Origin of the sequence: Periweissella cryptocerci (assembly GCF_004358325.1) — a bacterium.
In the GTDB taxonomy this organism is placed as follows: Bacteria; Bacillota; Bacilli; order Lactobacillales; family Lactobacillaceae; genus Periweissella; species Periweissella cryptocerci.
Genome location: NZ_CP037940.1, coordinates 1,714,506 through 1,738,733, shown reverse-complemented (window position 1 = coordinate 1,738,733; position 24,228 = coordinate 1,714,506). Strand labels below are relative to the sequence as shown.

The window sequence follows — 24,228 nt, the reverse complement described above, 5'->3', positions numbered from 1 at the left end:
TTTATTTTTACTTTACGTAAAAGTCACTATACTTCCGCGTAAATGGATGCGGATATAGTATGATAACTTCTAGTGGCGCTTGTTTTTTCCGTCGATAGAGTAGCCATAGCAAGAACATTAATAATGCAAGCGCTCCTAGTACCCATAACAGTGGTTTCAACCAATTTGGCCAACTCTTCGCTACCTTATTCATCGGTACTTGATAACCCCGTACTAAGAGCCGGTGTGAATTAATCATGTATGGCGTACAAGTCATCAACGTCACGTAATTCTTGTGCTTATCTAATTTAAAGTCAGCCGCTTCGGTTGGTGTCACCACCCGAATGTCATCCACTTTGTAAGCAAACTCCTCGCCGTTACTACTGATATAAAAGTAATCACCGAACTTTAAGGCGTCTAAGTGGCGAAAAACTTCCGCCTTAACCAAACCACGATGCCCCGCAATTACTGAGTGCACGCCTTTTCCATGATATGGAATTGACGTACCTTCAACTAAACCAACCCCTTGTGATAGCTGGTAGGCCGATGTTCCCCCATAAATTGGCAACTTTTGATTAATTTTGGGAATATTTAACGTTCCAACTAAATCACCAATTAAGTTATCCGTTAGCTCTTTATGGGCTGGCCTTTTTTGTTCAGTATGTTTCGTTTTCGCTTTTTCATGTTCAGCTTCCGTAAACGGATCTGTCGTAATCACTTGCCGTTCTAAGGCTGACTGTTCACCATGGAGCGAATCGTTGTAAGCACTAATGTAACGGGTTGCTTTAAATTTTTGGGCTTTCGTGGCTTGTTTAACAACTTGTGAATAGCGATTCACGGCTAAGTCCTCAGTCCATGCCGAGTAAAAATTAGAGACCAATGGATATAGCAATGCCAATGTACCAATAATCCCAATCAAGTTAGTAATTAGCCGATCAACTAGTTTTGGTGGCTTTTTCTTTCGTTGCCTTTGAATTATTTTTTTTCTATTCATCTGCTCCACCTCGTAGTTCGGTTGATTTTTCACGCCAGACACGCCAAGCATAAATACTTAACATTCCTAGCGCCCCAACGATAAATATTACTAACCCAACTCCACCAGTTGTTGGAAATGGCGTTTGCCGTCGATCTAACTTGATAACCAATCTAATTTCACGATCAATATTATTACTATGAATCGCGACACCAGGAATTGTAATAGCTAGTTCTTGGCGTGTTCTTGGATCAGTACCATTAGCACCAACTCCAATTGTTCCGTTGTAGAACGTGGTGTTATTAGTACCAAACTGGTAGGAAGGTGCTCCGTAAATCGCCCCGGTTCCTGTCACAGCTGGGTTCCCCACGTTATGTGAATTACCAATGTTATAATCACGATCCAAAGTAACGGCCGACTGAATGTTACCAAAATTAGCGGTATTAGTCGTTGCCGTGTTCGTCAACGTTTGTGATGTATTAGTAAACGCTTGTCCGCTAGCAACACCGCTTTGTTGCGATGCGCCGGTACCGGTTGGCGTATACAATTTCATTGACGCATTTTGTAACACCGTGTACTTCTTCTCAGGAATAGCGGGTCTTGAACTACCACCAACTGACGCTGTTGCCACCGCCATGTTATACACTAGCTCAAATTCTAATTCGTACTTAGGAACTTCATAACCAATTGGCGCACTAATTGGCACCAAGCGATATTTCACGCCCCGGTCACGCGCTGCCCCGGTACCCGCTGGGTTATTTAAACCGGCATCGAGATTATCAAAACGGACGTCACCATTGGCATTCGTGACACTTTCCTTATAGAACGTCCATGCATTCACACTAGTATCAAATTGATAAACTGCAAAACGCACACCTGCCAATGCTTGCGTCGTATCACTGGCTGAAACCACGTTTAACCACACTGTTTTACGGTTAGTTAAAGCTGTAAAAGTATCAATTGTATTAACTAATGAAAATTCATACCCGTGGGCTGTTTCTGCCGGTGCCTTACCCGTCACTGGGTCAACATAATTAGGTAATGGGGCTAATCTCATTTCAGTCAAACTATTCTTATAACCCGGTACAGAATCGATTTCTTTACCGGCATCATCATAAGTAAATTCTCTAACTGAGTAAGTATACTTTTTACGATTACCATCTTCGTCCAAGTAATCTTTCGCAAAATAACCATATCTTCTTGCATAATCAAGCTGGTCTGTTGGTAAATTCCAAATCGCATTATTCGAGCCAAAATCAAATTCCCAAGCTCCTAGTCCACCAGTACCATCCCCACCATTCGCATCAGTGACATACGTACTAACTAAAGTTGGCGTGCCATTAAACTTTGCCCGATACAGCTTTAAGATTAATTTGCTTGGACGTTTATTAGCGATGTTCCCCGTATCTGACCAACTTTTTTGACCATCAACTGGCATCCAATCGGGTACAAACTGATTGGTATTCGTCATATTATGCGTTACATCACCATTTTCCACGTCGATTGCACGCGTATCGTCTAGCTTGATATAGTTTTCCATGTCATCTTCGGTTACTGAATAGCGGTGTTCAAACCATTTATTATTATTCGTATCAAAACCAAAACGATCACGATTATTAAAACTATAATTCCAGTTAGTCGTTGGCGTCGCTTGCACTGTCGTGTCCATTAATACTGCATCATCTTGAATTAGATAAACTTTCAAACCAGAGTGGGTAATTCCCGTCTTACCGTTCTCATTCCACGCCTTACGACCACTAACTTGCACAATTGGTCGATTAGTAAATTCAAAATATTCATCTAATTCACGATCATGACCATCAACTGACACCGTTAACTCTGGGCGCGTCGGCTCAGTGTCACGCGCATAATGGACTTGTTTGTCTAACCGATAGTGCTCTGGTACAACTTCTTCCACGGAATAAGTTACGGGTTGTATGGTTGTGCCTATCCTTTCCATGTTGGTTAGCCCTTCAATAATTCGGGTTGGCCATTGGTATATCCCAGGATTAGGCTTTTCAATTCGTTCTGCACGGAAGAACGTTTCCGGCTGCGTGCCGATTTTGCGATAAATTCGATATTCGACATAATCCGGTTGTGCCGTATTAGCATTTTGCACAATTTGCATCCCCGAGGCCGCCATTTGTGCTGCATCAGCATTACTTGGATCATTCCAAATTTTCTTCAAGCCTAACCTAATAAAACGTTCATTATCCGCAAAATCAGTAAATCTAATTTGCGTTTTAACGGTATTAGTCAAACCATTCCAGTTAAACGCCAGTCCTTCATTTTGTGGACTTTCCGTTTTAAAATAAGTTTGCGCTTGATTATATATTTCAAATGCTGGATAAGGATTTTCATCCGTGATTTTTTTTATATCTTCGCTAGCAGTATTAACAATTACTGGAATCCGGACAACAAATTTCTCACCATCAAACGTTAAAGCATTAATAGTTGCTGCCGTAAATGTCCATTCAATCGCATATTGTAATTGTCCGTCTTCATTCGTGATTTTTTGAATTTTCACCCGCCCGCTATTATTGTTCAATGTCAGCTGGGCACCTGTAGTGTTCCATAGACTAACAGATGTTGTGTTGTTATTACTGAAATTCCACGGGATGGCGCCTAATGCATTATCATAATCTGGCTCTTGTGTGCCCGGAAAATTCGGTTTTATCCCAACCGGCAAAGTATCTTTAATTGTGATTTCACCTGGCTTAGTCACACTTTCATTTGGAATGTGGTATGTCGGCTGTGAAATGTCATAATAGTGGACCTTAGCTACTTGGTTGTTCCGATATTCACCAGTTGCTGGATTCTTGGTTGCATCATAAAGTTTAGTAGTATTTATCGTGGTTGTTTCAGTCCCCGCCGTATACCGACTAAATGATGTACCCGTTCCTGATGGCAACACCTGCACTTCCAACTGTTCCAACCCTACTGGCAATGTTCCCGTCAAATATGGTGCTACTACTGCACCCGCATATCCTGGCATATTCGCTTGCAATAACGCTTGCGTACTAAAATTGTTCGCTCGTAATTTTCCTTGATAAATTTTGCCACCAACGCGTCTCACATAAGTACCATCTGGATAAAGGGCCCAGTCACCGTCAATTGTAAGCTGGCGCTGACGTGTATCGACATATGTAGGTGCCGTATTGTTCCCTGTTCCTGCTACAATCAACGCATTACCTGCATTTTTCAATGTACCATTATTACGATTCCAAACGATTGCTCCAAATCCCTCACTTTGAGCTGTAAGATTAGCTGCTCCTGTAGGCGTTTGGGCTGTCCCACCCGTATATGTGCCAAACGTTGCTGTAGTATTACCTGTTCTCTGTCTTCTAACATTCATTCCCGATGGATAAGCCGTTGTCAATCCATACCACGTATTATTAGTTCCGCTATTCAACGTCCGATTCGTATTATCATTGTACGTATAATTGGCCGTTGTCGTGGTTGTAGTTTCACCATCGTTCAATCTGATTGTTGATTTATTCGCCGGATTAGCGGCATTCAATTCATCGGCATTAAGATTAGTTTCACTAGCCGTAACCTGCTTAGTCGGTTGTTTTGGTGACACCGGTCGGACGAAACTTGAACTAAAACTTTTTAGGAAATAACCATTCCCATTTTTGAACCTGAATTCGTTCGTCGTTCCAACAACTTGAAATGAAATTGCCTGCTTTTCAAAGTTAACCATTCCGAGCTTGTCTTCCCACCTAGTGGTAGTTGACGTATACATATCCGCGTAAGCATTCATATTATTCCCAGCATTAGTGGGTATTTTAGTCATTAATGAGCCAATTGACGGTTCAATCAGTAAGCTATGATTCCCGATGTCTGACGTTTTTGAAACCGCCTCTGAACCGCGGTAATCACCGGCTGTACCTGCACTGTGATTAACCAATGGTCCAATTGATAACCACGACTGCAATGCTGGATTACTAGTTGTGATTGGCTGAATATCTAACAGCTTGTCAAAATCGCCATTTTCTTTTACCGAGAAGTATTGAATTTGCACCCGAATATCACGGATACCATCCATCATAAATCCACCCATTAATGAATTAGATACATCAAGAATTGGGTGATCAGCCATACCGGTTGTTCGGTTACCGGTACCATTATTTCCAAATTTAAATTCACTGAAGGTCAATAATGCCCCCATCTGCAAGCCAGCAGGATGTTCCGGCGTATAATATTTACCCGCATTACTATACTGAACATACAGTTTCAGACTGTTCGTCCAAGCCGGATTAGCTGGTGCAGCATAATTACCAGCTGCACCGAAATTAAATTCGAACAGGTAGCCTAACCGCGTTGCGTCTGTTCTAGCATTGGCTGCCGTCTGTGGATCACCGAAAAATTCACCATTTGCATAGCGTCTCAAGTTTTGATTAGGCGCCTGTCCATTAAATCCGAAAGAATCATCTTTTTGGTAAATCTGCAAGTTAGTACCGTTTCCCGGTGCAGTCGTGCTATTACTATTTGCGTACGTATTACCAACATTCGTTGTTGTATTAGCCCACGCCGTATATGTTCGCCAATCCGTTGATTGTGCATCTCGTGTTATTTGAATCCGCGATACCGGTTCATTTTCCCAAGTATTATTTGTTGGTTTTAAATTTGTCCCCGCCGCTCCAGTTCCACCGGAAGTTGTAAATTGATACTTTGATGGATCAAATGTTGCCACGCTATAGCCCGGGTCCGTTGATGTAATTTGTGATCGCGTACTTGGCTTTGCAGACGCATTTTTCGTATTTTCAGCGTCCGACGTTTTTTCTGCAACTGCCTGTTTTGGTTCAGGTGTGTCAGTTACTTCTGCATCTGACTCAGTACGTGTCTTATCATTCTGAAAAGTTTCAACAACATCTTGCGCTTCCTTAATCCCATCTGGCGCCTCAGATAGAACCTTAGCATCGACCGTTAATTCATACGACTTGGCATTCTTAGCGAGCTTTTTGTCATCTTCATCCCCAAGTGGCAATTTTTCGGTCATGCCCGCAATCAAGTGTGGTTGAACTTCCAACTTAACTTCCGTATTAGCTGCATAGACTTCATCGTTAATGCGGGTTGAGAAAGTAATCTCGATTTCTTCGGCCTGCTTCGTTGGTTCCGCCGTTGTATAAACTAATTGATATTTAGGCTCATCGTTAGTTTGCTTTGTAGCTTTATCATCGTTTTGCTTCGTATCATCTTCATCGGCCGTTTCTTGCCAAGTTAGCGTCCCATGTTGTGTGGCTTCACGGGCTTCGTCGTCATCTTGTTCTAATTCTTCAATGTCTTCTTTTTCGTCAGCCACGAGTTTTTCCACTGCTTCTTTCACATCGGGAATCGCGAGGTCATTACCGTTAACCGAAAAATCATCAAAGTTATCAAAATCCGTCTGGTTCTCGTTTAAAACTAAGCTGAATTGTTCAGGATCAGTACTCTTATTTTTCGTAAACTTAAATGTCCAATCTACCTTGTGATCATGGCGCTTAGTTTGACTCGTGAACGAATAATTTTCACCATCAATCAGGGGCTTTTCGTCCTTGCTATTAACCTGAACTTTCATCGAGCGCGCATTCGAGATTGATTCAATCGTTGGGACAACTGTTGCGAGGATAATCCCCGTCACCATTAGGAGAACCATCAATATATTTATGTGTTTTATTTTAATTTTGAACAATTGATGCTCCTCCTTCCGGTTAATTTTATGTAGCTAGCATGCCTAGTTGCATTCTGCTGTACTATCTCCACGTACAACGTAGTTAAATTTTAACGATTAAGCATGACGAATTTATGACTTCTACGGTAACAATTAAGGCTTATTTCTATAAAGATTAGAAAATGTTAACCCCATTTCCAAAAAACTAATCAGCGCACTGACTAATTGCCGAATTTCAGGAATACGTATATTAATATCAACTATTTCGGCATTTAATTACCTAAAAATCCAGCGGTTTACCCAATTTCAATCTTCACTCCTGACTTCCACCCATATTTCCAGAATTTCCGGCGATGTCAATTCTGCACAAAAAAATCACATTTTCGACATAAATAAGCGAATCACATCACGCAACACGCTGTTGCCTTAGCTATTTCCATTTATACCCTATTCAATATGCTCGATACTTTACTATTGATAACCAAAATTTTATGATCACCGTCAATTAAAATGATTTATTCAAGCATGGGATTGTCATTTCTGCACTTTTGTTTACGAATGCTCACGTATCACGGAATATACCTTATGCACTCGTTCAAGCACATCACAAAATCAGTGATAACCGATTTTATTGAATCTGCCCACCAACGACTTTTTCACTAGTTTGAGCATTATCACTAACTAACGGAGTGACAGTAAATTACTTGGCGGGCGCAGCCTTTACACCGCGACTGGGGTGAGATGTGTGAAACACATATCGCCGCTGAGGATAAGATGAGGACTCTTAGGAATTTATTCCTTAGAGTCCCAGCTTATCCGAACCTCCCAAGACAGACATCCAGCCTGCAAGGCTAATCTAATCGCGTTAGGATTAGATTCAGTATTTTGTGAAACAAAATGCTGGGATGTTTTGCGTTGCCGGTTCGCAGGCATAAGCACAGACTGGCTTCGAAGGTTGCTTCCAGCGTGGTGCGCCAAGTAATTTACTGGCACGTAGTGGCCAAGCTTCAGCTACATCAAAAAAGGAAGTGGAAAAGCTAGTTTCAGCCTTTTCCACTTCCTTTTTAAAAATATTATGAATTATCAATTGCCACCATACTATATGGCTTTACCACCACATCGTTCAGGTACATTTCAACCAAACGTTCTGGCCATAGCGCCATGCTACTTGTGTCAGCTTGCCCAGATGTAAACGTCTGGGTCATGTCCGTTGGATTCACGGCGAAGATTACATATTGCCCATTTTCGTGGTAATACATGTAACCAACCCCACGTCCCAATGGGAACATATCGAAACTCGCATCAACTAGCCAGCTGTACTTTTTACGCATGGCAATCGCGTCTTGGTAAATGTTCATCGCTTCAGGGTTCACATCATCCCACGGATAGAACGCCCGGTTTTCGGGATCTTTGCCACCCGTCAAACCCGTTTCATCACCGTAATAGATACATGGCACACCTGGCAACGTCATGAACATTTGCACGAGTAAGTTGAATTTGTCCATCGACTTACCAACCATCGTCAGCGCCCGTTCCGTATCGTGGGTGCCGATGTTATTGAAATTATGTTTGAACGTCCAACTCGGATAGTGCTCTTGCAAAGTTTTAACATGCAAAACAAAGTCCATGATACTAATCTCACCATTCAATAACTTCAACATCAAACTGCGGAATGGATAATTCATCACTGCGTGCAACATGTCACCATTCAAATAATAGTGTCGTTCACCATAGGCAATTTTATTGGAGGCGTCTTCCCAGACTTCCCCAATCAATACCGTTTCGCCGTCTTTACCAGCCCGGTCTAGAGCGGTGCGAATCCCTTTGATAAAATTATCAGGTAATTCGTCAGCCACATCAAGCCGCCAACCGTCAACGCCCCGCTTCGTCCAGTAATCAATGACCGAAGTCTGGGGTGTTTTGTAGATGAATTTTTGGTATGCATCATCATTTTTATTCACGACCGGTAAGTCTTTGACGCCCCACCAACTGTTGTATTCCGTTGGAAATTCAGAGAAATCAAACCATGAGAAGTATGGTGAATTTTCAGATTCTGCGCCGCCTAAATCTTCATACGTGCCGTACAGATTGAAATAACGTGAATTTGAACCCACGTGGTTAAACACACCATCCAAAATGACATGCATTCCCCGTTGGTGACAAGCCGCCAACAACGCATCAAAATCGGCTAAGCTACCCAGCATACTGTCGATTTGCAGATAATCTGCCGTATCGTAGCGGTGATTTGAGCGCGATTCAAAAACCGGACTCAAATACAACGCGGTTACGCCAAGATTTTGCAAATACTCCAGTTTCTGGGTGATACCTTTAAAATTACCGCCGTAAAAATCCCAGCGGGCAATTTCATTATCGACTCCACGAATATACATCGGTGCATCACTCATTTGCCCATACAAGAACGTATTAGGTTTAGGTGCCGTCACCTTGCCATCGGGATTACCATTGTTGAAACGGTCGACAAAGATATGGTAGAAAATGGCATTTTTATACCAATCGGGCACCTTTTCGATTTTGCTTACGGTCGTCAATTGGTATGAGTGCACTTCATCCAGGTTGTTATACCACTGGCCGGAGCCGCTCATGCCACTCTCTTTGGCACCATAGTAAATCGTCCGGTCTTGCAACGTGATTTCATAATAATAAAAATACAAACCAGCATTGTTCGCCGTAAATTGACCAATCCAGTGATTACTCTTATTAGGTTGAAATTCGACAACTTGTTTGGGGGCATAACGCTGATCCTCGATTACATTTAAGGTCACCGAGTGGACTTGCTCGTGCTCGATTTTGATGCCAAAATCAATCGTTGTCCCATAGAGGACCGCCCCGAAAGGTTTTTTGTATTCAATTTTTAATGGATCAAAATAGATTGCCATACACTCACCCGTCCTTATTTTTTAGTTGTGCTAATTACTTATCCAGTAGTTGTAAATCTTTCGCATAAGGTGCGTGCCAAATTTCGTCGGCATAACGTGCTACCGTGTAATCTGATGAGAACGCCCCACTTGCTGCAATATTAGCCAGTGACTTCTTCGTCCAAGCCTTCTTATCAAGGTAGTCGTGACTAATTTGGTCTTGGGTCTTCACGTAATCAGCATAGTCCGCTAGCACGAAGTATTGATCGTTATCACGCAACATTGAATCGTGAATGTCCCAGCCTTCTGATTGAATGTTTGGAATTGAGCCATCAATCAATGAGTTAAGCACACGTTGCAATTCAGGGTTACGATCATATTCAGCTTGAGCTGAGTAATCATTGTTTTCGTAGTATTTGTAAACTTCTGCCGTCGTTAAACCAAAGACATATTCGTTTTCACGACCAGCAGCTTTGATGATATCAATGTTCGCACCATCAAGGGTTGCCGCAAGTAACGCTCCGTTAGCCATCAATTTCATGTTTGATGTCCCAGAAGCTTCCTTCCCAGCTGTTGAAATTTGTTCTGAAATATCGGCAGCTGGAATAATCTTTTCAGCAATTGAAACACTGTAGTTAGGAATGAAGACAACCTTCAACTTATCCCCAACTTCAGGGTCGTTGTTAATCATATTAGCAACTTCATTAATCACCTTAATAACTGACTTCGCGTAGTAATATGAAGGTGCCGCTTTAGCTCCAAAGATGTGTACACGTGGTGTGAAGTCAGCCTTGGGGTTAGCCTTAATTCGGTGGTATTCCGTGATGATATAGAACAAGTGCAAGACTTGACGCTTGTAGGCATGCAAACGTTTAATTTGAACGTCAAAGATCGCATCTGTATTAATTTGAATGTCTAGCTTATCATCAATAAATTTCGCAAAGGCGCGCTTGTTTGCTTGTTTAACCTTCGCTAATTCTTGGAGGAATTGGTCATCGTCAGCATAGGCTGTCAAACCATCAATCGCCATTGGTTGGTCACGCCAAACTTTGCCGAGTTTAGAATCAATCAACTTGGCCAATGGTTCATTTGCTTCGTGCACATAACGGCGTAAAGCAATCCCATTAGTTTTGTTGTTAAACTTCTCTGGTGAAATGGCGTACAAGCCCTTCAATACGTCTTTTTGCAGCAAATCACTGTGTAATGGTGCAACCCCATTCACAGATGATGAACCAATCACTGCCAAATACGCCATGCGGATGCTGCCATCCCCAATTGGAGCGATGCTCGTAATCAAATTATCATCAAACTTGCCTTGCATTTCCATAAAGAAACGGCGATTGATTTCGTCAATAATTTGGTAAATGCGGGGAATTTCTGTCTTGATGGCATCAATTGGCCAAGTTTCCAAGGCTTCTGCCAGCAATGTATGGTTTGTGTAAGTCATCGTGTGGGTCGTAATGTCCCATGCTTTTTCCCAATCAATCCCCATATCATCGACCAAAATCCGCATCAATTCAGGAATTACCAACGTTGGGTGCGTATCATTAATGTGCACCGCCACGTATTTAGGCAATTCGGTAATATCATCGTGATGATCCAAGAAGTGACGCACGATTGATTGAATACCAGCTGATGAGAAGAAATATTCTTGGCGCAAACGCAAGATTCGACCATCATACGTTGAGTCATCTGGGTACAAGTCACGACAAATTGCTTTAACGCGACTACGGACTTCAGGGGTCACGTATTCGTTATCAACTGAGTGTGGCAATTCTGCTGACCATAAACGTAAGTTATTGGTTTCCAGTTCACCAGCCCCAATCATTGCGTTGTCATATGGCACTGCCAAGATGTCTTCGCTATTTTCATAAACTGGTTCCATATGACCAGATTCAGTCTGTTGGAGATAAACATTCCCGCCAAAACGTACAACGACCGCGTGGTCTTCACGACGGATTTCCCAGTCGTTCCCATTACGCAACCAGTCATCAGGTAATTCTGATTGATAACCATCGACAAAGACTTGGCGGAACAAACCATAACGATAGCGAATACCGTTACCGTGTGCGGCCAAACCAATACTTGGCATTGAATCCATGAAGTCAGATGCCAAACGACCCAAACCACCATTACCTAAACCTTGGTCGGGTTCTTGTTCAGCAATCACATCCAAATCCAAACCTAAATCTTGTAAACCTTCACGAACCATTTCTAAAAAGTTCATGTTCAAGAGGTTGGGCTTCAGGTAACGCCCCGGCAAGAATTCAATTGAGAAATAGTAGACTTGCTTTTGCTTATCGATATCGTATTTCTTAATTGAGGAAGTCCATTGGCGGTTACTGTAGCGCTTTACCAATTGCGCGAGGGCATGATATTGGTTCGCCACTGATGCTTTGTTAACGTCTTCAGCAAAAAGTGACTGAATCTCATTCTGATAGTCTTCGATAAATTGTTTTTTCGTTACTGTATTAGCCATTCAGGCATATCCTCCGTGGGTAAGTTTGTTACTTTTTAAATTGTGTTTATGCCACTGCGTTAGTCTCGTTCAAAAACCATAACCAAAACCACAGTTTAAGAAAATGAGGACTGTTGCATCGCTGATGCATACAGTCCCGTCTTCCCTTTGGTAGTTCAGCTATAAGTGGCACGTACAGTGGGTATTCCTCACTAAGTTTAGTGATTAAATTCCCATATAGCGTTCGGCGTAGATTTTGGCTGAGTTGGCCCAGTCAAAATCACGTGCCATTCCAGTTTGCATCAGTTGTTGCCAAGCTGGTTGGTTTTCCATGAATGTCCGGAAAGCAAACGCCAAGATTTCACCAAGCACAACTGATGAATAACGATCAAAACCAAACCCAGTACCTTCACCCGTGATTGGGTTGAATGGATCAACCGTATCACGCAAGCCACCCACTAAATGCGCGATTGGCAACGTACCATAGTGCATTGCCACCATTTGTGAAAGGCCTGATGGTTCAAACTTCGATGGCATCAAGAAGGCATCGGCACCAGCATAGATGCGTTGTGCTAAATTGACGTCAAAGGCGATTAAGCCCACAAATTGATCTGGGAATTGTGTTTGATATGCTTGTACACGTTGTTCTAAATCTGGGAATCCCGTTCCCAAAATAATCACTTGCGCATCATGGCGGCTCAAGAAGTCGTGCATCGTATCCATCAGAATATCGACACCTTTTTGGTCCGTCAAGCGTGATACCATCGCAAACACTGGCACGTCATCACGAACTGGCAAACCAACTTCAGCTTGCAAGGCTGCTTTATCCACCGCTTTACCTGATAAGTCGGTCGCTGAATATGGTGCTGGCAAGGCCGTATCCGTCATTGGATTATACAACTTGGTATCAATACCATTCATAATCCCCGAAACTTTATAGCTGACGTTGCGCAAGACCCCGTCTAAACCTTCACCAAATTCAGGTGTCATGATTTCTTGAGCATAGGTTGGTGACACCGTGTTAACGGCATCAGCGTAGTTAATCCCACCCTTCAACCAATTCAACATGTCACCAGCTTTGGCGCGATCGTCACGGAATGTTTCTTGTCCCATATCGAACAATGAGTCAAGAATTACTGGTGGAAAATAACCTTGGAACATCAAGTTATGAATCGTAAGCATCGTCTTGATATTTTTAAAGGCACCCACCCAGTGGAACTTTGTCCGTAATAACACGGGAATGAAGGCCGTATGCCAGTCATTTACGTGGATTACGCGTGGAATGAAATCAATCACTTGCATCATTTCAATAATCGCTAATTGGAAGAAGGCATAACGTTCACCATCATCCCAAAAATCATACAATTGGTCACGGCCAAAGTATTCTACGTTATCAATAAAGTAGTAAGTAATGCCATCCAAATTCAGCGTCTTAATGCCCGCGTACTTATTTTGACCATTGATGTGCACTTCAAAGTTAGCCAAATCAACCAAACGATCTTTATATTTAGCTGGGAAAAGCTCTGAATAATATGGCACAACTACACGTACGTCATCACCCGCGGCATTCAAAGCCCGTGGTAACGCGTAGGCAACGTCACCTAAACCACCCGTTTTGAAGAATGGTGCTGCTTCAGCGGCAGCAAACAACACTTTAGTCATTAAGCACCTCACTTTGTTGCATAATTTTTTGGTTTTTACCAATGATAATCGGTGCATCCGGCGTCCCGATAATTGAGAGACCTTCGCCTAATTGGACGTTTTTGTCGATGATAGCGTGCTTAACGACCGTGTTACGACCAACCTGTACCCCTTGCATCACAATTGAATCATCAATTTCGGCACCAGCAGCGACTTGGATGCTCCGTGAAAGCAATGAGCGATTCACGGTTCCTAAAATTTCACTACCTGAAGCAAAGGCAGATTCAACCACGTGGGCCGTTTCGCCTAAACGAGTTGGTGCACCTTGCTTAGTTTTAGTGTAGATTGGGCGTTCAGGTGCGAACAATGTTTGGTAGTTTGCCAAATCAAGCATCGCCATGTTTGAGTCCACGTATGACTTGATTGTTTCAATACGACGGTGGAAACCGGTGTATTCATAACCAGAAACGGTTTGATTTTCAACGGCATCATTAATCACGGCGTCCATGTTGTCCATGTAGCCCAATTCGTTAGCCCGCTTGAATAAAGCAATCAACGTTTGGGTGTTAAAAATTGCGACGTTAACTGAAACAGCTACCGGATCAGTCAATTCACAATCTTGAGCCCGCTTAACTTCAGTTGCCATCCCATTTCCATCTTGGATAACGATTGGCATGTTAGGGGTTACTTGATCAATTGGGTACTTCTTGTAGGCGACTGAGATGTCCGCATCACTTTGTTGGTGGTGTTCCAACACATCGTGCAAATCAATGTTAGTAACATCACGGGCACCAGTTAAAATTGTGAATTCAGTATTCGCCTTTTCCAAGAACAATACTTCATTATCGTAGTAGTGGTTTTTCAAGCTTTCACGCTTCTTTTCAGAAACCAAGCTCAAATCGTTATATGGAGAAGTATACAGAGCTGCTTGAATTGTGTCCAAGTTCCAGTCTTGACCAGAACGCAAATGATCTTGCACCGAACGCCCTGATGTTGGCATTGCAATCATCACGTTTTGAATATCAGCGTTGGCCACATTTGACAAACTAAAGTCCAATAAACGGTAACGGCCACCAAATGGCAACATCCCAATCGGACGTGTCCGTGTAATTGGTGCTAATTCTTCTGCATTTTCCCACAAATTAATGATGGCGCTCATTGATCCCTTTTTCATGACTTAACATATCCTCCGTGTACGATTTCTCCATAACCAACCAAGGCAATTTGGTCGGGTGTTCCAATAACCGCGGCGCCTTCTTCAAGCACTGCATTTTCACCAATAATGGCGTATTCAACTTTGGCATTTTTGCCAATCTTGGCACCAGGCATAACCATTGAATCCTTGATTTGAGCACCTTGCTCAACTTTGACGCTCTTAGAAAGCACCGCGTGTTCAACGTTACCTTCAATGATTGAAGCATCTGAGATTGTCGCATTTTTAACATCTGCGCCTGCGGTAATCATTGCGGCTGGTAATGCTTCTGATTGTGAGTAAATTTGCCAATCTTTATCTTGTAATTGTAAGTTTTCAGGGGCATCTAACAATTCCATGTTAGCTTGCCACAAGCTTTGGACAGTACCAACGTCGCGCCAGTAGCCATTGAAGGCATGTGCAAAGACTTTTTCGTGGTTCATCAAGAACAATGGAATCACGTGCTTACCAAAGTCCATCAATTGGTTATCGCCACTGTAACCGGCCATCAAGTATTCACGCAAAGTCTGCCAGTTGAAGATGTAAATACCCATTGAGGCTAAGTTTGATTCTGGGTGTTCAGGCTTTTCAACGAATTCAGTCACACGATTTTCATCATCGGTGTTCATAATTCCGAAACGTGAAGCTTCGTCCCATTCAACTGGTAGCACACCCACTGTCAATGCAGCGTTGTTTTTCTTGTGTTCTTGGAGCATTTCATCGTAATCCATCTTGTAAATGTGATCACCAGAAAGAATCAAAACGTAGTCAGGATCTTGTTGGTCAATGTAGTCAATGTTTTGGTAGATGGCGTGCGCCGTTCCTTCAAACATCTTGCTACCTTCTGAAGTTTGGTATGGTTGCAAGATTGTGACACCGCCCCGGTTGGTATTCAAACCCCAACTTGAACCATTTCCGATGTGGTCATTCAATTCGAGTGGTTGGTATTGCGTAATCACACCCGCAGTTTTAATTCCTGAGTTAGCAACGTTTGAGAGGGTAAAATCAATAATTCGGTAGCGACCACCAAATGGAACAGCTGGTTTCGCGGTTGACTTCGTAAGTTTGCCTAAACGAGTCCCTTGGCCCCCTGCCAAAATTAAACTGATCATTTTTTCTTTAGCCATGTTAATGCCTTTCTATGTTTGCGTGTTTTATAAGTTTTTTTAATTTATATTTTATTTCATCCGAATGCGTTTGGGCTTAATGTAGAGGGCACCAGTCGCTGGTAAGGTTACTTCAAAGCTGTAAGGCTGGCCTTTGTATGCGACCGCTTCGGTTTTAAAGGTCGTTTCAACGTGCGTCCATGTGCCACCAAATTCTTCATCTTCGGTGTTCAACACAACTTCATACGTTCCTGGGTATGGCACACCAATTTTAAACTGGCGCTTTTCCACTGGCACAAAATTAAAGGCAGTGACCATAAAGTCGCGTGGCGCAATGCCTTGGCGAATGAACGTCATCGTCGAACTAGCTGCGTCATCAGTATTGGTGAAAATTAAGCCATCCGCCCGATCGTCTTGTTGGAACAAAGCTTTAGAATCCGTGTACAAGTGATTCAACACGTTGGTATATGTGCTCATTTCACGGTTCATTTCATCCGCTAAATCTTTCCATTCGAGCGCTGAATAGTCACGCCATTCGAGGAATTGCCCCCATTCACTACCCATAAAGAGTAGTTGTTTACCTGGGTGTGCCGTCAAATAGGCAAACATCAAGCGCAGATTGGCAAATTGATTATAGCGATCGCCGGGCATCTTGTGCATCAACGACTTTTTACCATGAACAACTTCGTCATGTGATAATGGCAAAATGAATTTTTCATCGTACATGTACATGAATGAAAAAGTTAGTAAGTTAAAATTGTCTTTCCGGAACAGTGGATCCATTTCAAAGAATTTCAATGTATCGTTCATCCAGCCCATGTTCCATTTGTAGTCAAAACCAAGGCCGCCTTCATTCGTTGGCTTCGTAATGCCGACAAAGGGTGATGATTCTTCTGCAATCATCATCACGTCTGGTAAGTTTTGCTTCACAACGGCATTTAGCTTTTGTGTGAACGCAATTGCTGCCAAATCACGGTTATCGCCATGTTCATTACGGATATGATCCTTGCCTTCATCTTGATCAAGGTAAATCATGTTCGTCACACCATCAATCCGCAGACCGTCGATGTGGGCTTCTTTCAACCAAAACATCGCGCTTGAAACTAAGAAACTTTGTACTTGGGGTTTACCTAAATCAAAATTCCAAGTACCCCAACGCACGTTTTTAGCGGTGAACTTATCTTGGGGTTCAAATGTTGCGGTCCCGTCATATTCATACAACGCATCATAATTTTTAATAAAGTGTCCTGGCACAAAATCAGCAATCACCCCGATATTTTCGGCGTGTAACCGGTCGATGAAGTTTAAGAAGCCTTCCCAATTTCCATGACGTGATGTTGGCGCAAAGTAACCAAATGTTTGATAGCCCCACGATGCATCCAGTACGTGTTCAGTAATTGGCAAGATTTCGATGTGCGTGTAGCCAAGTTCTTTAACATATGGAATTAGCTCATCGGCTAATTGCTCATATGAATAGTAAGAATCATCAGCATTCCGACGCCATGAACCTAAATGCACTTCGTAAATGTTTAATGGGCGTTGGTCATGGTGCAGGCGCTTACGCCGGCCAAGATATAAGCCGTCATGCCATTTAAAAGTTGTTGGTGCTGGTACAATTGCCGCCACACCAGGCTTCTTTTCAAACTGCCGAGCATATGGATCAATTTTTAAATACGTCCGACCATCCAGTCCAGTCACTTGAATTTTATAGTGATCACCCGGATGAATTCCATCAGTGTTAGCTTCCCAAATCCCGGTTGTATCAAGCATTGTTAACTCAATCGTTGGTTCCCAATCATTAAAATCTCCGACAATTGCTATCCCTTTAGCATTCGGTGCCCATACACGCAATGTATATGATCCATCGGCTTGTAAATGCAGTCCTAAGAAATCGTAACTTTGAAATGATTGACCTGTATTGAACAGATATGCTGATTCTTGTTTAACTTTAGTCATTCTATCTCCCTTTTTATATCCCTATTGCCCGATTATTAACATTAATTTAGTCCAATTCGTTTAATCCATTCATTAAGATACGCTAAATGATAGAAGACCTAACGGACAAAGTTTGACTTTTCTGTACATTTCGCAAAAAACAATTTCACAAATTCTTCACACGCACAATAAGTGTCTATTAACTCGTTTTAAAACCCATGTTTATTATAATCCTATCAATATATTAATAGTTTCTAATCTTTAGTTAGTGAAATTATGTACAAGGCCCTCGCACTTTCAAAAAGCCTTGTATATTCAATCTTTAAACAGTAATATTAAAGTATTCTAATTTTTAAAATTGAAACGGAGGTAACTTTTATGCATGCTTATCATCCAGCATTAGCCACACCCGCACTGATTTTCGGCATTTTTTTGTTACTATGCTTAGGCATTGCCATATATGCGATTACTAAAGCGCTGATTTTAGAGCGCCGTTTCAAAAAATTACAATCACATCGAAAAGTCACTTTAATTTCCAGCGGGATTACTAACTACATCCATTATCAATCTGATGCCACAACCCACCGCGAAATTATGCAAAATAAAAACGCCGATTTAGTAAAACGACTCTTCGTGGTCTTTGTGTTTACCGGTATCATCACTGGACTTATGCGCGTCGATATTCGGATTATTGCTGCTACGCCATTCTTAGCGGTGGGGTTAATCGCCGGCATTGAGTTTATTCTAAATAAGCTTCGTAAATAAACCGGCCGTGATTAAAAATATTGGTTTTAGCGTGGAACTACGTGTCTGGACCAGTGGACGTGATGGAAGACAAGCATTTGAAGCCACAGTGCGGTCTTCAAATGTTTGCGAAGCTTGGTTTGCTAACGCGGTAACCATCTTCACAAATCCATAATCAGTAACGAAACCCGTTACTGATTATGCCATCACGGTGCGAGCTAAAGTCCAGCCTGTTTCCAGCCTCTTCGTTAGTTTGAGTAGGCAGTCTGACTAGTAATATGCCGTAATCCTTGTCGCTGCAAGTTTAGCGGTAATCAATAATTCCACGCTTATCTAGCGGAGTGACTGAAAATCACTTTGTGGCCGACAGGCTTTACACCGTGATGGGACGAACTTGACACCATGTGTCAAGTTTGTCGCTGAGGGTAGATGAGCAGTCTTTAGCTTTAATAGACTGCCAGCTATCCCGAATTGCCCAAGACAGACATTCAGCCTGGAAGGCTAATCTAATCGGGTTTTGATTAGATTCAGTTGTTTGTTGCAAACAAACTGCTGGAATGTTTTGCGTTGCCGTACCTCAGGCATAAGCAAGCAGTTTTGGGCATGTGCTTCCATCTCGGTGCACAATGTGATTTTCAGGCACACAGTGGCATCATGCATCTCATCACATTTTATAAATTCCACGTCAGACGAAATAGAGCCAGGATTATCATTTCTGTACTTTTCAAGTATCGAATTACTGCGGTTCTATTGTTTTATAGCAAAAAAGTGTTCCCTGGAAATTTAATCCAGACAACACTTTTAAATTATTTATCGTAACGGAAAACTGATGGGCTCGGTGCATCGAAACCGTGGCTCATTAATTCAACCACTGTTAACATTTCTTCATCTGAAACTAATTTTGGTGCACCGTTCGTAATCGTGGCAACGACTGCATCGTAAACGCGACCATAATCACCAACGGGGCTTGGAATGATTTTTTCAATCCAGTCACCATTTTGATTTTGATACTTAACTTTACCAAAGTCCTGTGGTGCTTCGACCCCAAAACCTTCGTCCCCTGGCATAATACCAGTCTTCAAGTCATATTCTTGTTGATCAATATTATTTTTAATAAATGAGCCCTTAGTCCCATGTAAAACCCACTTAGGATATGCGATTGCAGCCATTTCTGTTGCTTGCACAGTTGCTTTCAAGCCATTGTCATACAATAAACCGACTTCAAATTGGTCTTCAATTGTACTATCAGGATTCCGCGTTGCCCGTAAATCATACGTCGCAGCGTTTGGTTTCCCCAGTAATGACACAACTTCGTCCAACATGTGCACCCCGTGGCCATAGTATGCACCATCAATTTGTGCGCCAGTATGCAGCGTTTCATCTTCACGGTAGTGATCCATGTGCACTTCAAGTTCCAACGGACGACCAACATAACCAGCTTTAAGCACGTGCTTCAACGCAAGGTAGTCACTATCAAAGCGACGGTTTTGGAAAGGCATCATCATCACGCCTTTTTCATTTGCCAAAGCAATCAATTCCTTGGCTTCTTCAATTGAAGTTACCATTGGTTTATCAATCACTAGGTTCTTACCGGCATTCAAAACTTGCTTAGCAAATTCAAAGTGCGAAGGTGCCGGCGTGACAATTGAAACTAAATTAATTTCTGGATCGTCAAGAATTGTGTTGATGTCCGTTGAAAAAGTTGTCCCAGTTGCTTCCCACGCTTCTCGTTCCGCAACTCGTTTGTCCAAGTGTGGCGTAACTACGCGTTTAACGGTAATATTTTCACGCAATTTAATATATGGTAAGTGGTAACGATTAGTACTTTTCCCAAAACCAATAAACGCCATTACAATTTTTTCTGTCATTTTAGTGCTCCTTGTCAATTACTTAATAGCTTCATGATACTAAATTGTCCCATAATATGAAAGCGTATTCATGAAATGTTCAATAATATGTATGGCTACGAATATTAAACAGACATTGACCAATCTCTTTCGCACAAAATGTAAATTGGTAATTACGTGACTGGCAATGGTAAACATTTAACGATTAACCGAAAAATAACCTGATTTCTGCCTCATGCTAACAAGGAGAAATCAGGTTATTTGCAGTTGTCGGCCAATTTTGTCGCAACTGTTGCCCTTATAATTTTTTTGAAATTTGGAACACGAGCATTAACACCAGTTGTAGCGCAGCAAAACACAACACAAAAACATAGAAGTCATGCCCAACTGCATTGCGCATGGTTGCCAATGTTACTTGGAAATTTGTGATTAAGTCAATTGAGTTCAACCGGGCAAAACGTCCCATATAAATGGCCGCTGATGAAATAATTGATAACACCGCGTAGAAACTGGCTTGCGGAATTAACCCGTCTTTACCAATAAAACGTTCATAAACCAGGGTTGCACTACTTAACCCAAACAATACCCCCATAAAAATCCCCACCGCTAAAATAGAATAGTGGAAATACTGACTCGCGGTCATTAATCCGGTTCCGATTGATGACAAATGACTAAAATCCGTAATCATATACATCGTATTAGGATAAAAAATTAGCCATGCGACCAAAGAAATCCCGACGACAAGTTTATTTTTGACATTTTTAATCACCAAACTCCAATCAAATGGAATCAGCGCTAAAATAATATTCACAATCAAAAACTCAAACCGATTCTTAGATAAGAAAATAAACGCAATGAAACACGCAACTAAGATATGAATGACGATGATGTTCTTTTTATTATCAATTTTGTTCACTACAATTTCCTCCATCTGCGTGTGTCGACACATCAACACCGCATAAGTAATTGTTAGCCTAACATAGTCCCAAACATTGTTCGATACTCACCGCTACGCCTTGGCGAAAACTTAAAGTATCAACGCCTTAAATGCCAAAAATGGCTAAAATTTTTCTAGCGTGGAATTTCTCAGATTGATTCCCACTACGAGGCTGGAACCAGTCTGGACACCGTGATGGAAGACAAGCATTTGAAGCCACAGTGCGGTCTTCAAATGTTTGCGAAGCTTGGTTCGCTAGCGCGCTAACCATCTTCACAAATCCATAATCAGTAACGAAACCCGTTACTGATTATGCCATCACGGTGCGAGCTAAAGTCCAGCCTGTTTCCAGCCTCTTCGTTAGTTTGAGTAGGCAATCTGAGTAATAATATGCCGTAATCCTTGTCGCTGCAAGTTTAGCGGTAATCAATAATTCCACGCAGTGGCATCATACATCTCATCACATTTTATAAATTCCACGTCAGACGGAATAGAACCCAAAAAATCCAATTCCGCAAAAGAAATGGATTTTTTAAAAATAATTAACTTATAGGTGCTATGTTTTATCTAAAATGGCTATTATTTACCAACTGGTAGCGCCCTTTGTAGCGGTACCATAACAAACGTTGCTTGGCGTTCTATTATTCCTTGCTTGTTTACACTAAGTACCCGTTTGTAAGCGCGGCTCTTTTCCCAGCCACATAATGTGAAGCCTGATTGCTTCGCCTTTTTTAGGGTAATTCTTTTCTTGGACCTAGCGTTATTTAATCCCCGGCAGTTTTTCTTCTTATGATATTTTTTACCATGCTTGGGGGCAATCCAAACTTTTGCAGCAGCATCAGCGTGGGTCGCTGGAATTATCGCGGTGGTTTTACCTGAGACTGTTAAGGCGATAATTACTAACATAATCGTTTTGACAATTTTCGGCATAATCGTGCTCCTTTCAATGGTTTGCTATAACTATTATTATATTTTCAATTATCTCAAAATTCTCTTCACAAGAAAATTAATTGAATTCCTTCAAAAATAAAATTCACGTTTAACCCTCAAGGACTACACCAAATACCAATTTGTTATTATATTACGTTAATTACATATAAACATTTGTTCAAATGCCTAAATAAAGTTACAAACACCAACTAATGTTAGTCTAAATGAATTTGTGGCGAATACCGTTCATTCCATTTAACCAATATTTTAACGTTTGGTTAATTGTAACCGCGCCAACAGCGATTCATAAATTGGTGTGCCACCGAGTAAATCAACTACTAAATAAGCAACCAACGCTACCAGTGCCAATGGTAGTAAATGCATCAATGAACCCACCATTTCGGTGATTAAAATAATTGCCGTAAACGGTGCTTTACTAATTCCAGCAAAATAGCCGGCCATCGCAAAAATAATTAAGTTCGGAATGTACACATTTGGCAATAGTCCCATTTTTACAAATACCATTCCAACGATGGCACCAATTAGCGCTCCTAGCGTCAAAATCGGCAAGAAAATACCACCCGGTAACCCTGATCCATACGAAATCATCGAAAAAACAAAGCGTAGCAGCAACAAACCAACTAAAATTCCCAAGCCTGGTACGCTTTTAGCCACGCTTTGAATCAATGTAGCACCCCCACCAAGTGTATTGCTGAAGTAAATCCCAACTGGAATAACTAACAGCAATGGCACAACGCCTTGAAATTCACGCGGAATTCGGCTAAATAATTGATAGAAGCGGGGCATCCATAGAATGACGCGTTGGTAGCAATAACCTGCTAGGCCTAACACAAGACCTAAGATGACCAGAATCCAATAATAGTGTAGTGGTAGGACATGTGTGTAATGAATAGCCAATACTGGTGTTAAACCAAAAATTTCTTGTGCCACCAAGTCGGCCGTCAATGCCCCAGTTAATGCCCCCAGCCAAACTAAAACCGAAAAACTACGATAAATTTCTTCTAAGACAAACATCGTGCCGGCAATTGGCGCACTAAAGGCCGCCGCCAAACCCGCAGCGGCGCCCGTTGCTATCATTAAACTTCGATTTTGTTGCTTGAAATGCCTTTTTTCTGCATATAGTTGACCAACTGCTGCGCCTAATTGAATTGACGGTCCTTCCCGGCCAAGAAACGTTCCCGTTCCGATAGCGAGAATGCCGGCGACAAATTTGCGCCAGAGTACTGACCACGCATTCATTTCAATTTGTCCGTGTAACTGGCCTTCAACTTGTGGAATTCCCGATCCCATCACATTCGGATTAGGACCGGTAATTTTACCAATAATCCAAGCTAGCCCAACCATACCGAGAATGACTACTAGCATGAGCCAATGATTTTGCGCACTTGTGTGATAAATAACTTTCCAAACTTCAAGTAACTGGCCAATTGCCCAACGAAATGCACTAACGACAATTCCAACTAATAGCCCGACAACAATTGCGCGTAAAACCACGTTTAGGCGTGTTCGATCAATATTCATCTACTTAACCCAAGCGGACACATCGGCATTTTCACTCGTCCAACGTTGCATCGCCGTATATCCATGGCGGTCTTTAAACGGTACCGGTTCAACTTCAATAACCGCAATCGGAATATTATTTTCGGTCAAAAATACTTGCCCGAGGACTTTGAATTTACCTTTGCTATGTTTCCCTGTTCGCCACACGTTTGGCTTGGCGTCAGCTTTAACAACGTACTTGCCCGACGCGTCATTTTCGACGGGCACACCCGTGAATTTATGAACTTCATACTGATCTTTTTTTCCCATTACTTATCACCTTTGTTATTAATGGTATTTATTATACCGCATCTAACATACTTGATTACCTGCCAAACAATGGGTTATTTAAATAGTACGATTTCTTTTCATCGTTAAATGGGCTCGGCGCAAAGCA

Annotated in this window: 13 protein-coding genes and 1 pseudogene; 1 reads left to right on the top strand and 13 read right to left on the bottom strand. The window is 41.9% G+C overall.

Going from position 1 to position 24,228, the window contains the following annotated elements; all coding sequences use genetic code 11:
• Nucleotides 1-7: 7 nt before the first annotated feature.
• From EQG49_RS07750 to glgB, 8 genes are all read right to left on the bottom strand, one after another.
• On the bottom strand, nt 8-973 hold the full coding sequence (locus EQG49_RS07750; RefSeq protein WP_165964829.1) for a class C sortase: 966 nt from the start codon (nt 971-973) through the stop codon (nt 8-10).
• Nucleotides 966-6,626 carry a Cna B-type domain-containing protein gene (locus EQG49_RS07745; protein ID WP_133363438.1) on the bottom strand — a complete coding sequence of 1,887 codons (5,661 nt, stop codon included), beginning with the start codon at nt 6,624-6,626 and terminating at the stop codon, nt 966-968. The genes EQG49_RS07750 and EQG49_RS07745 overlap by 8 nt, the downstream gene beginning before the upstream one ends.
• Nucleotides 6,627-7,678: 1,052 nt before the next feature.
• Nucleotides 7,679-9,502: a glycoside hydrolase family 13 protein gene (locus EQG49_RS07740; RefSeq protein WP_133363437.1), complete on the bottom strand. Its 1,824-nt coding sequence runs from the start codon at nt 9,500-9,502 to the stop codon at nt 7,679-7,681.
• Between the two features lie 34 nt (nt 9,503-9,536).
• Nucleotides 9,537-11,960 (bottom strand): glycogen/starch/alpha-glucan phosphorylase, encoded by a 2,424-nt coding sequence (locus EQG49_RS07735; protein WP_133363436.1) that lies wholly within the window; start codon nt 11,958-11,960, stop codon nt 9,537-9,539.
• A gap of 204 nt (nt 11,961-12,164) precedes the next feature.
• Nucleotides 12,165-13,601 carry a glycogen synthase GlgA gene (glgA, locus tag EQG49_RS07730; RefSeq protein ID WP_133363435.1) on the bottom strand — a complete coding sequence of 479 codons (1,437 nt, stop codon included), beginning with the start codon at nt 13,599-13,601 and terminating at the stop codon, nt 12,165-12,167.
• Nucleotides 13,594-14,754: a glucose-1-phosphate adenylyltransferase subunit GlgD gene (gene glgD / locus EQG49_RS07725; protein WP_133363434.1), complete on the bottom strand. Its 1,161-nt coding sequence runs from the start codon at nt 14,752-14,754 to the stop codon at nt 13,594-13,596. The genes glgA and glgD overlap by 8 nt, the downstream gene beginning before the upstream one ends.
• Nucleotides 14,751-15,899 carry a glucose-1-phosphate adenylyltransferase gene (locus EQG49_RS07720; protein ID WP_133363433.1) on the bottom strand — a complete coding sequence of 383 codons (1,149 nt, stop codon included), beginning with the start codon at nt 15,897-15,899 and terminating at the stop codon, nt 14,751-14,753. The genes glgD and EQG49_RS07720 overlap by 4 nt, the downstream gene beginning before the upstream one ends.
• A 51-nt stretch (nt 15,900-15,950) precedes the next feature.
• The gene (gene glgB / locus EQG49_RS07715) at nt 15,951-17,834 is read right to left on the bottom strand and encodes a 1,4-alpha-glucan branching protein GlgB (RefSeq protein WP_133363432.1); all 1,884 of its coding nucleotides are present in this window, start codon (nt 17,832-17,834) and stop codon (nt 15,951-15,953) included.
• Between the two features lie 357 nt (nt 17,835-18,191).
• Here glgB and EQG49_RS07710 point away from each other — a divergent pair, with 357 nt between their 5' ends.
• The gene (locus EQG49_RS07710; protein ID WP_133363431.1) at nt 18,192-18,578 is read left to right on the top strand and encodes a hypothetical protein; all 387 of its coding nucleotides are present in this window, start codon (nt 18,192-18,194) and stop codon (nt 18,576-18,578) included.
• A 785-nt stretch (nt 18,579-19,363) separates the two neighbouring features.
• Here the strand turns inward: EQG49_RS07710 and EQG49_RS07705 are convergent.
• The 5 genes and pseudogenes from EQG49_RS07705 to EQG49_RS07685 form a co-directional block, all read right to left on the bottom strand.
• The gene (locus EQG49_RS07705) at nt 19,364-20,425 is read right to left on the bottom strand and encodes a Gfo/Idh/MocA family oxidoreductase (protein WP_133363430.1); all 1,062 of its coding nucleotides are present in this window, start codon (nt 20,423-20,425) and stop codon (nt 19,364-19,366) included.
• 277 nt (nt 20,426-20,702) lie between these two features.
• Nucleotides 20,703-21,320 (bottom strand): DUF1361 domain-containing protein, encoded by a 618-nt coding sequence (locus tag EQG49_RS07700; protein ID WP_243115699.1) that lies wholly within the window; start codon nt 21,318-21,320, stop codon nt 20,703-20,705.
• Between the two features lie 600 nt (nt 21,321-21,920).
• A complete protein-coding gene (locus EQG49_RS07695; RefSeq protein ID WP_133363428.1) occupies nt 21,921-22,271 on the bottom strand; it encodes a hypothetical protein in 351 nt (116 codons plus the stop codon).
• A gap of 273 nt (nt 22,272-22,544) precedes the next feature.
• Nucleotides 22,545-23,813, bottom strand: a pseudogene (locus EQG49_RS07690) (ClC family H(+)/Cl(-) exchange transporter); the annotation flags it as partial.
• Nucleotides 23,814-24,101 (bottom strand): DUF7671 family protein, encoded by a 288-nt coding sequence (locus tag EQG49_RS07685; protein WP_133363426.1) that lies wholly within the window; start codon nt 24,099-24,101, stop codon nt 23,814-23,816. It abuts the pseudogene before it with no gap.
• Between the last annotated feature and the right edge of the window lie 127 nt (nt 24,102-24,228).